At 64.8% G+C, this 10,171-nt stretch carries 9 protein-coding genes; 4 read left to right on the top strand and 5 right to left on the bottom strand.

The annotated features are described in order from the left end of the window. Together rfaE1 and rfaD are read right to left on the bottom strand one after the other, a co-directional pair. Positions 1–897 (bottom strand): D-glycero-beta-D-manno-heptose-7-phosphate kinase (gene rfaE1, locus CWO91_RS18285; protein ID WP_130214991.1); only part of this gene is annotated, 897 nt, incomplete at its 3' end. Between the two features lie 12 nt (positions 898–909). Next, on the bottom strand, positions 910–1,890 hold the full coding sequence (gene rfaD / locus CWO91_RS18280) for an ADP-glyceromanno-heptose 6-epimerase (protein WP_130214989.1): 981 nt from the start codon (positions 1,888–1,890) through the stop codon (positions 910–912). Between the two features lie 158 nt (positions 1,891–2,048). On the opposite strand from rfaD, the gene waaF reads away from it, so the two are divergent. After that, positions 2,049–3,119: a lipopolysaccharide heptosyltransferase II gene (waaF, locus tag CWO91_RS18275; protein ID WP_130214987.1), complete on the top strand. Its 1,071-nt coding sequence runs from the start codon at positions 2,049–2,051 to the stop codon at positions 3,117–3,119. 177 nt (positions 3,120–3,296) lie between these two features. Here waaF and CWO91_RS18270 read toward each other — a convergent pair whose 3' ends face one another. Then, positions 3,297–4,334 (bottom strand): glycosyltransferase family 4 protein, encoded by a 1,038-nt coding sequence (locus tag CWO91_RS18270; protein WP_130214985.1) that lies wholly within the window; start codon positions 4,332–4,334, stop codon positions 3,297–3,299. Positions 4,335–4,460: 126 nt separating this feature from the next. Between CWO91_RS18270 and galE the strand changes: the two genes are divergently transcribed. The 3 genes from galE to CWO91_RS18255 all read left to right on the top strand — a co-directional run bounded on the left by galE (position 4,461) and on the right by CWO91_RS18255 (position 8,133). Next, positions 4,461–5,474 carry a UDP-glucose 4-epimerase GalE gene (galE, locus tag CWO91_RS18265; RefSeq protein ID WP_130214983.1) on the top strand — a complete coding sequence of 338 codons (1,014 nt, stop codon included), beginning with the start codon at positions 4,461–4,463 and terminating at the stop codon, positions 5,472–5,474. A 118-nt stretch (positions 5,475–5,592) separates the two neighbouring features. Continuing rightward, positions 5,593–7,395 (top strand): ABC transporter ATP-binding protein, encoded by a 1,803-nt coding sequence (locus CWO91_RS18260; RefSeq protein ID WP_130214981.1) that lies wholly within the window; start codon positions 5,593–5,595, stop codon positions 7,393–7,395. 36 nt (positions 7,396–7,431) lie between these two features. Further along, positions 7,432–8,133, top strand: coding sequence for a fumarylacetoacetate hydrolase family protein (locus CWO91_RS18255; RefSeq protein WP_130214979.1), 702 nt, complete (start codon positions 7,432–7,434; stop codon positions 8,131–8,133). Between the two features lie 63 nt (positions 8,134–8,196). Here the strand turns inward: CWO91_RS18255 and CWO91_RS18250 are convergent, their stop codons facing one another. Next, the gene (locus tag CWO91_RS18250; protein WP_130214976.1) at positions 8,197–9,537 is read right to left on the bottom strand and encodes an MFS transporter; all 1,341 of its coding nucleotides are present in this window, start codon (positions 9,535–9,537) and stop codon (positions 8,197–8,199) included. A gap of 167 nt (positions 9,538–9,704) precedes the next feature. Next, positions 9,705–10,163, bottom strand: a complete 459-nt coding sequence (locus CWO91_RS18245; RefSeq protein ID WP_130214973.1) for a YybH family protein — start codon at positions 10,161–10,163, stop codon at positions 9,705–9,707. Positions 10,164–10,171 lie beyond the last annotated feature (8 nt).

Below are 10,171 nucleotides of genomic sequence, written 5' to 3'. Positions count from 1 at the left end.
CAGCGCCGCGTCCCAGTCCGCGCCCGATGCGAGCGACACCGCAAGCGCGGCGGCGACGGTGTCGCCGGCGCCGGAGACGTCGCGCACCTGCACCGGGAAAGCCGGAACATGGACGGCCTCGCCGCTGCGCGGCACCAGCGTCATGCCGTGCTCGCCCAGTGTGACCAGGATCGCCTCGCAATCGGCGAGCCGCATCACGTCCTCGCTGGCATCGACGATGCTCTGCGTGGTGTCGGCGCGGCTCCGCGTCGCTTCCGAAAACTCCTTGCGGTTGGGCGTGAGCAGCGTCGCGCCGCGATAGATCGCCCAGTTCAGGCTCTTGGGATCGACGATCACGGGCTTGCCGAGCTTTCGCGCGGCGTCGATGATGTGGCGGATCACGCGTGCGGTCAGCGCGCCCTTGGCGTAGTCGGACAGCAGCACGATGTCGGCGCGCGCGATCTGCGGCAGGATCGCCTCGATCAGTTTCGTCTCGGTCGCATCGGAGGCAGGCCCCGCCTGCTCCCAATCCGCACGCAGCATGTGCGTGGAAAAATGCTCGGAGACGAAGCGGACTTTTCGCGTGGTCGGGCGCGAGGAGTCGCTCACCAGAACGCTGTCGATGCCGGCGTACTCCGCGAGCGCCGAGGCGAGCCGCCTGCCCGCATCGTCCTCGCCGACGAGGCCGACGAAGATGCAGCGCGCGCCGAGGGATGCGACGTTGCGCGCGACGTTGCCGGCGCCGCCGATATGGATCTCGCTGCGCTGTGCCGAGATCACCGGCGCGGGCGCCTCCGGCGAGATCCGCGACACCTCGCCATAGACGAATTCGTCCAGCATGATGTCGCCGATGCACAGCACCGTGCGGCCGCCGATGGCTTGTGCGAGGGCATCGAAATCGAGAATAGGTGTCGGCATGATCGCGGGGCCTCAGCGGAAGCGGTCGGGCCGGTCGAGATAATCCCCGACATAGGCCTTGACCGCGTCCTCGAGCGTCGTGAAGCCACCGTTGTAGCCGGCGCGGTGGAGACGATCGACCTTGCTCTGGGTGAAGTATTGATAGCTGCCCCGGATCGCCTCGGGCATGTCGATGTACTCGATGTTGGGCCTTTTGCCGAGCGCTGCATAGGCTGCCAGCATCAGGTCCTTGAAGCTGCGTGCCTTGCCGGTCCCGACATTGAACAGGCCGGAGACCGACGGCGTCGCCAGCAGCCACATGACGACGCGCACGACATCGTCGACATAGATGAAATCGCGGCGCTGGTCGCCGTCGTCGATGCCCTCGCGATGCGACTTGAACAGCTGCACGACTCGGCCCGCTCTCACGTCGTCGAAGCGGCGCGCCAGCACGCTCATCATCGAGCCCTTGTGGTATTCGTTGGGGCCGAACACGTTGAAGAACTTCAGGCCCGCCCATTGCGGCGGCAGCCGATCGCCGTTCGCGACGCGCTGGGCAACAGTGAGGTCGAACAGGTGCTTGCTCCAGCCGTACAGATTCATCGGCCGTAGCTTCTTCAGCGCCGGCAACGAGGCGTCGTCGTCAAAGCCGTCCGCACCATCGCCATAGGTCGCCGCCGACGAGGCATAGATGAACGGCACCGCATTCGCCGTGCACCAGTCCAAGAGGCGCATCGACAGGCGGAAATTGGTCTCGATCACGAGATCGCCGTCGGTCGCGGTGGTCTCGGAAATCGCCCCGAGATGGATCATGGCGTCGAGCTTGCGGCCCTTCAGCCAGTCGATCAGTTCGGCCGGCGGGACGATATCCACAAGCTGCCGCTTGGCGAGGTTGCGCCATTTGCCGTCAGAGCCGAGGAGATCGCAGACCACGACGTCGCTGCGGCCGGCCTCGTTGAGCGCGGCGACGACATTCGATCCGATAAAACCGGCCCCGCCGGTCACCAGCAACATTCCACCTACCTGCCCGATTTCTGAAGGCCCGGTCCTGCCGTAGCGCATGATCCGCCAAAGTGTAAGCGGTTTTGGGATCGGTCCTCACCCGGCTTTACCTGCCGGCCCGGAGCGGCTAACCGAACGGCCATACAGCTCGCCTTCGGCTCTATTAACAAATGAATGAAGATTCGCAACTTAGTGGACATGCAGACCGGGACGACACAAGCCCGATCCTGGTCATTCCCTACATGTGGATCGGCGATTTCGTCCGGAATCACACCGTCGTGCGGGTCCTGAAGCAGCGCTGGCCCAACCGGCCGGTCGATCTCCTGACCACCTCGCTGTGCGCCCCGCTAGTCGATTACATGCCCGGCGTGCGCGCAGGGATCGTCTGGGACCTGCCGCGCGGCCGGCTCGCAGTGAGCCGCCAGCTCAGCCTGGCAAAACTCCTGCGCGAGCGGAACTACGGCACCGCCCTGGTGCTGCCCCGGACCTGGAAGGCGGCCATTGCGCCCGCGCTGGCGGGCATTCCTGAACGGGTCGGCTTCGTCGGCGAGTTCCGGTTCGGCCTGATCAACCACAGGCGCTGGGGCGAGAAGAAACTGCCCCGTTTCATCGACAAGAACGCCGCCCTCGCCCAGCCCGATGGCGCCCCGCTGCCTCCGGAATGGCCGGTGCCGCAACTCCGCGTCCCCGCCGAGGAGATCCTCCGCTGGCGGCAGGCCAATGGTCTCAGCGCCGGCGCAGCCGTGGCGCTGGCTCCCGGCTCGGTCGGAGTGTCAAAACGCTGGACCTACTATCCCGAGGCCGCCCGGTTGCTGGTCGAGCAGGGCCTGGAGGTCTGGGTGGTCGGCGGCCCCGCGGAAAAGGGCCTCGCCCAGGAAATCGTCGCGGCGGGCGGCGTGGGGGTGCGGGACCTCACCGGCAACGATTTGCGCAACGGCGTGCTGGCCATGGCCGCCGCCGGCGTCGCCATCTCCAACGATTCCGGCCTGATGCATATCGCAGCCGCCCTGGGCACGCCCACCATGGGCATTTTCGGCCCGACCAGCCCCTATCTCTGGGCCCCCCTCAACGGCCTCGCCGCCACCGTGGTCCAGGACAAGAGCGTGCTGTCATGCCAGCCCTGCCAGAGCACAATCTGCAAGATGAACGATCACCGCTGCATGCGCGACATCGCGGCGAGCGAGGTGGTGGCGATCGCGCAGCGGGTGCTGGCCGAGGCGGGGACGCGGGCGACGACATGAGGCGATCTGGGCAGCGCCGATGATGACATCCTGCCAGTGTTTAGCCCGACAAGTCAAACGCAATTCGAAAAATCCGCAAAAATCGAGCTCTTAACCAAGACATTGATTTTGCTGACCCCGGCTACTGTGCATGGGATTGTTTTCGCGCTTTTTGTTTGGCGGTCGCGAAAAGTCGGTTCAGAGCAGCGGCCGATAGACCTCGCCGATCCGCGCCGCCTCCGCATCCAGGCTGAATTTTGCGAGCACCCGCACCCGCCCCCGCTCGCCCATCGCGGTTGCCGCGGTCACATCACGCATCAGCGGCTCCAGCGCGGCGACCAGCGCATCGACATCACCCGGCGGCATCAGTACGCCGGTCACGCCATCTTCGACCACGAGCTCGGCTGCACCGGCGCGTGCGGCGACGAGGGCGCTGCCGGCCGCCATCGCCTCGATCAGCGTCAGGCCAAAGCCTTCGTTGCGTGAGGTGAAAGCGTAGATGGTCAATCGCTGATACCAGCGCTGCACCTCGCCGATCGGCAATTCGCCAGTGATGACGATGCGCGATTGCAGACCGGCGGCCGCGATGCGCTGCTTCAGGTCGTTGAGAAAGGGCGTCTGCTCGGGCGTGACCTGGCCGACGATCACCGCGGTGAAATCGGGATAGCGCGGCAACAACCGGCACATCGCATCGACGAACACGTCGGTGCCCTTCTGCGCGCGCACGCGGCCGAAGCAGCCGATCGCGTAGCGGCCCGGCAGCGCGGCTTCCGCCAAGGCAGCGGCGCGATCTGTCGGCGGTGCGTAGACGTCGGTGTCGACGCCATGCGGGATCACCGTTGCCTTCACTTTCAGGAACGATGCCGAGACGTCGCTCGTTGCGATGATCGCGTCCATGCGCCGGATCAGCCAGCGCGTGATCCAGCTGTGATGCCGCTGCGCCGCCGAGGTGAACACGAGCTTCAAGGGCCATCCGAGCGTGCGCAGCGCGACGCCGGCGATCATCTCGTTGTTGCGGCGCGCATGCCAGATCAGCGGCGCCTTGCGACGCCATAGTTTCAGGAAATCCGCAGCGCTCAGGCGCGCAATCCCGTCCGGCGCATCGGAGCCGAACCACGCCGCGCGATACAGTTTCGCCAGCCGCGGCGCGACCATCCGATTGGTCGCGGTGACCCCGGAATAGCGCCTGTGCAGATTTGGCACGATCACGTCGAGATCGCCGGGGAAATTCGCCACGTCATGCTCCGTTTAGCAGATCCCCTATACGCAACATTAAGCATAGTGACCAGTTCAGCCGCGCCGATACCCCCTCTTCACCACGCCAGCGCTAGTTTTGCGCGTTGATCGAAGACGGGTGAGATCATGACTGTGCTAGTCACCGGCGGCGCCGGCTATATCGGAAGTCACACGGTCCTGGCGCTGGCGGAAGCTGGCGAGGACGTCGTCGTGATCGACGATCTCTCCACTGGCTTCTCCACCTATCTGCCGGAAGGCGTGCCGCTGTTCATTGGCGATGCTGGCGACGAGAACTTGCTCGAAGGCGTGATCGCGCAGCACGACATCGAGAGCATCATCCATTTCGCGGGCTCGGTCGTCGTGCCGGATTCGATGCGCGATCCGCTCGGCTACTACCGCAACAACTTCACGACCGCGCGCAATCTGCTCAACGTCGCGGTCAAGCGCGGCATCGGCCGCTTCATCTTCTCCTCGACCGCCGCCGTCTACGGCAATCCGGACCAGGTGCCGGTGCCCGAGCACGCGCCGACGCGGCCGCTGTCGCCTTACGGCTCGTCGAAGCTGATGACGGAGATCATGCTGCACGACGTCGCCGCTGCCTTCGGCATGCAATATGTGACCTTGCGCTACTTCAACGTCGCCGGCGCCGATCCGCAGGCGCGCATCGGCCTTGCCACCGTCGGCGCCACGCATCTGCTCAAGATCGCGGTGGAAGCCGCCACCGGTCAGCGCGCCAAGATCGACGTGTTCGGCACCGACTATCCGACCCCGGACGGCAGCTGCATCCGCGACTTCATCCACGTCACGGACCTCTCGCAGGCGCATCGCTCCGCGCTGGCGTATTTGCGCAATGGCGGCTCCTCGACGACGCTCAATTGCGGCTATGGCCGCGGCTATTCGGTGCTGGAGATAATCGACGCGGTGCGCCGGGTTTCGGGCCGCAGCTTCGCCGTGCAATACGCCCCGCGCCGGCCCGGCGACATCATGACAATGGTCGCCGACACCAGCCGCATCCGCGGCCTGCTCGACTGGAAGCCGCAATACGAGGACCTCGAGACCGTCGCCGCCCATGCGCTAGCCTGGGAGGACAAGCTGTTCCGCGAGCGCCATGGCGAGCTTCGCCACGCCGTCTCGGCCTAGAATCATCCCGAGCGCAAGCCCTTAATTGGGCTTGAAAAACCCCGCTTGAGCAGGCACAGAGGCCCATCGATCCCTGACGCGCGGGCAGGCTTTGTCCTGCGCCGTCAATGGACACCGGATGGCCCAGTTTCCAAAGAAAATCACCGACGATCCCTATGCGGCAGCGGTCCTGATTCGCCGCCTGGTCGTGGAACAGGGGGTCGTCTACTGGCGGCGCTACCTCGTCGCCTTTGCACTGATGGCGCTCGCCGCAGGCTCAACCGCATGCGCGACCTATGTGCTCGGCCAGGTCATCAACCAGGCCTATGTCGACAAGAACATTCCGGGCATTGCGATGTTCTCGGGCATCACGGTGGTGCTGCTGTTCATCAAGGGCGTGGCGACCTACGGCCACATGGTGATCCTGACCAAGATCAGTAACGCCATCCTCGCCACCAACCAGCGCCAGATGTTCGCCAAGCTGATGCGCGAAAGCGTCGGCTTCTTCTCCGAGCGGCATTCGTCTGAATTCCTGGCGCGGCTGACCGCCGGCGCCAAGTCCATCACCGACGTGCTCAACATGCTGGTCAACGCGATCGGGCGCGACCTGTTGATGCTGCTCGCCATGATCGGCGTGATGGTGTGGCAGGATCCGCTGATGTCGTTCATCGGCCTCGTCGCGGTGCCGCCTGCGATGCTGGTGCTGCGCAAGCTGGTCAAGCGCATCAAGGGCCTTGCGCATAACCAGTTCACCGGCACCGCCGACATCCTGGAGACGATGCAGGAATCGCTGCAAGGCATCCGCACCGTCAAGGCGTTCACGCTCGAAGACACCATGCAGAACCGCATCGACGAGAACATCGCGGTCGTCGAGCGCAACGCCAACAAGATGGCCCGCGTCGCCAACCGCTCCAACCCACTGATGGAGATGCTCGGCGGCTTCGCGGTCGCCGGCTGCTTGATGTACGGCGGCTACGCCGTGGTCGCGCTCAATGCCACGCCCGGCGCGTTCTTCTCCTTCATGACTGCGTTCCTGATGGCGACCGAGCCGGCCAAGCGGCTGGCGCGGCTCAATATCGACCTCAACAGCCAGCTGGTCGGCGCGCGCATGCTGCTCGAGGTCGTCGACAGCCCGGCGAGTGAGCAGTCCGACGACGACAAGCCGGCGCTGAAGCTGTCAGATGCCCGCATCGAGCTGCGCGACGTCAGCTTCTCCTATCGCTCAGGCGAGACCGTGCTGAACCGCATGAGCTTCATCGCCGAGCCCGGCAAGGTCACCGCGCTGGTCGGCCCGTCCGGCGGCGGCAAGTCGACCGTGCTGGCGCTGCTCTTGCGCTTCTACGAGGTGACGCAAGGCGAGATCGTGATCGACGGGCAGTCGATCAGCTCGGTCTCGCGCAAATCGCTGCGGGCGCAGACCGCCTATGTCGGCCAGGACGTCTATCTGTTCCGCGACACCATTCGCAACAATATCGCCTTCGGCCGGCCGGGCGCGACCGAACAGGAAATCATCGAGGCGGCGAAGGCCGCCTGCGCGCATGATTTCATCATGGGTTTTCCGCTCGGTTACGACACGCCGGTGGGCGAGCACGGCACGCAGCTCTCCGGCGGCCAGCGCCAGCGCATCGCGGTGGCGCGCGCGCTGATCAAGAACGCGCCGATCATCCTCCTGGACGAAGCCACCGCCGCGCTCGATTCGGAGTCCGAGCGTCAGGTGCAGGAGGCGATCGAGCATCTCTGCCGGAACCGCACCACCCTCGTGATCGCGCACCGCCTGCACACCATCATTCACGCAGATAGCATCCTGGTGGTCGAGGGCGGCGAGATCGTCGAGCAGGGCCGGCATGACGAGCTCTTGCGCCGCTCCGGCCGCTACGCCTCGTTCTTCCGCCTGCAACATCACGATGCCGGCGCTCTGGCGCCGATCAGCGCAACCGCATAGAGTTCCTTATCACCTCAAGAGCCGCGAGACCGCTTCATGAACGCCGCCTCCTACGTCATTCCGCTTCCGCCGCAGGCATCGCTTCCCGTCGTCGGGGAGAGCGGCCGCTATCCCGTGCGCCGCATCTGGTGCGTCGGCCGCAACTATCTCGAGCACATCCGCGAGATGGGCAATGACGAGCGCGCCCCGCCGTTCTTCTTCGCCAAGCACGCCGATATGCTGGTGCCGGATGGCGCAATCATCCCCTATCCGCCGCTGACCAAGGATCTGCATCACGAGGTCGAGCTGGTCGTCGCGATGAAGAGCGGCGGGCTGAACATCCCCGCCGACAAGGCGCTCGGCCACGTCTACGGCTACGCCGTCGGCATCGATCTCACCCGCCGCGACCTCCAGATCGCCTCGCGCAAGAAGGAGCGTCCCTGGGAGATCGGCAAGTCGTTCGACGGCTCCGCCCCCTGCTCCGCGGTGCAGCCGGCCACGAAGATCGGCCATCCCTCGAAGGGCAAGATCTGGCTCACCGTCAACGGCAAGGAAGCGCAGAAGGGCGACCTCACCGAGCTGATCTGGAACGTGCCGGAGATCATCTGGCAGCTCTCGCAGCAGGTGAAGCTCGCCGCCGGCGACATCATCATGACGGGCACGCCGGCCGGCGTCTCGCAGCTCCAGGTGGGCGACAAGCTCGAATGCGGCGTCGATGGCATCGGCACGCTAAAGGTCGCGATCGGCCAGCCGGAGTAGGCAGACCTCAAATCAATGAAAAAGAAAAGCCCCGGACGTGACGTCCGGGGCTTTTTTGCGGCCTCAAGTTCGCCGCTCATGCGCGCCCGCCGCGTTGATGTCCTTCCCGGTGTAGTCGGTCATCATCGCGGTTGCGGCCAGCGTCATGACAGCGCAAATCGCGATGTAGACCGCGATCGCGGTCGCCGAGTGGAACGTGCCGAACAGCCAGGTTGCGATCAGCGGCGCCGGGCCGCCGGCGATCACGGATGCGAGTTGATAGCCGAGCGAGGATCCGCTGTAGCGCAGGCGTCCGGTAAAACTCTCGGCGATCAAGGCGGCTTGCGGGCCGTACTGCATGTCATGCGGAATCAGCGACAGGATGATCGCAAGGAAGATGATGGTTGGCGATCCGGTGTTGAGCAGCGCGAAATAGACGAAGCCGAAGATGCCCGTCACGGCAGCGCCGATCATGTACATGTTCTTGCGGCCGATCTGATCGGAGATATGTCCGCACAGCGGGATCGAGACGAACGACAGCACCGAGGCCGAGAGAACCGCGGTCAGCAGGAAGTCGCGCGAAACGTGCAGGGTGCCGATGCCGTAGGAGAAGACGAAGGCGGTGAAGATGTAGAACGGCGCCTGCTCCGACATGCGCGCGAAGGCCGACAGCAGGATCTCCTTCGGGTATTCCCGGATCACCGTCAGCATCGGCGTGCGGTCGACCTGACGTTCGGCCACGAGCTTTGAGAACACCGGCGTTTCGAGGATGCCGAGCCGGATATAAAGGCCGACGCCGACCAGGATGATGCTGAGCGCGAACGGAATGCGCCAGCCCCACGCCAGGAACTGATCGCCCGCCATCTGGCTGAACGCCAGCACGGCGAGATTTGCGAGGAACAGGCCGCAGGGCACGCCGAATTGCGGCCATGACGCGATCAATCCTCGGGATCGGTCGCTGCGGGCCCATTCCATCGACATCAGCACCGAGCCGCCCCACTCGCCGCCAACGCCAACGCCCTGAATGAATCGCAGCACGGTCAGGATCACGGCGCCCCAGATGCCGATGCTCGCATAGGTCGGCACCACGGCCACCGCCGCGGTCGCCAGTCCCATCAAGAGCAGCGTCGCGATCAGCGTCGATTTACGTCCGATGCGGTCGCCATAGTGTCCAAAGATTGCCGCGCCGATCGGGCGCGCGACGAAGCCGACTGCGTAGATCGCAAACGCCTCCAGCGTGCCAACCCAGGGGTCGGACTGCGGAAAGAACAGCTTTGCGAAAACCAGACCGGTGACGGTGCTGTAGAGGAAGAAATCATACCATTCGATCGCGGTCCCTACCGTGGACGCGATCACCGCGCGACGAAGCTGGCGCCGATGCTCGGATTCAGTAAGTCGGGTGGCATCAAGGTCGAGTGTTGCCATGGGAGCGTTTCCCTCGGACAGCCCCCGGTTGCGCTTTTTTAACCGGTTGTTCGTTGAGAAAAACGAGACCAGGTTCCAAGGGTTCCGGCCGAACTGGAACGAGAGTGTAAAACTTTAGTCGGCCAATAAAATAAAGCCGGCGGCGCACGCTCCCGGACGGCTTGGCTCTACCAGGCCTTCACCGGCCGATTGGCGTGGCTTGCCTGAGGCACTCCGCGGTTGAGCGACATGTGGGAATGCACACACAGCCAGCCGTTGGCGATCTTGGAGAACACCATCGTCGCCCGGCCGGGCCGCGCAAACGCGCTGCCATCCGGATGATAGCCCGTGCTCGTCCATGGCACGATCACGGTCGCCATGGTGCCGTCGGCGGACGCCAGAACGGAAATCTGTTCGAGGACAAAGCGGAAATCGGTCGTCTTCGGCCAGACATTGTCCCATTGCGTCGCGACCCATTGGTCGAGGCCGGGGATGACATCGTTATGCGTGCCGAAGGCGAGCACATCCGGATGGAAGAGCGGCCGCGCCGAAGCGTAGTCGACCTCGCGGACATAGCCCGCGAAGGTGTCCAGCCACTGGCGGAAGAACCGCACGATCTCCGCGTTCGCGATCGGCAAGGGGCTCATTGCGAGGC

The organism is Bradyrhizobium genosp. SA-3 (assembly GCF_004212635.1).
Classification (GTDB): domain Bacteria; phylum Pseudomonadota; class Alphaproteobacteria; order Rhizobiales; family Xanthobacteraceae; genus Bradyrhizobium.
Note: the sequence above shows the minus strand (reverse complement) of the source record. Positions and strands in the feature narration are given on the sequence as shown.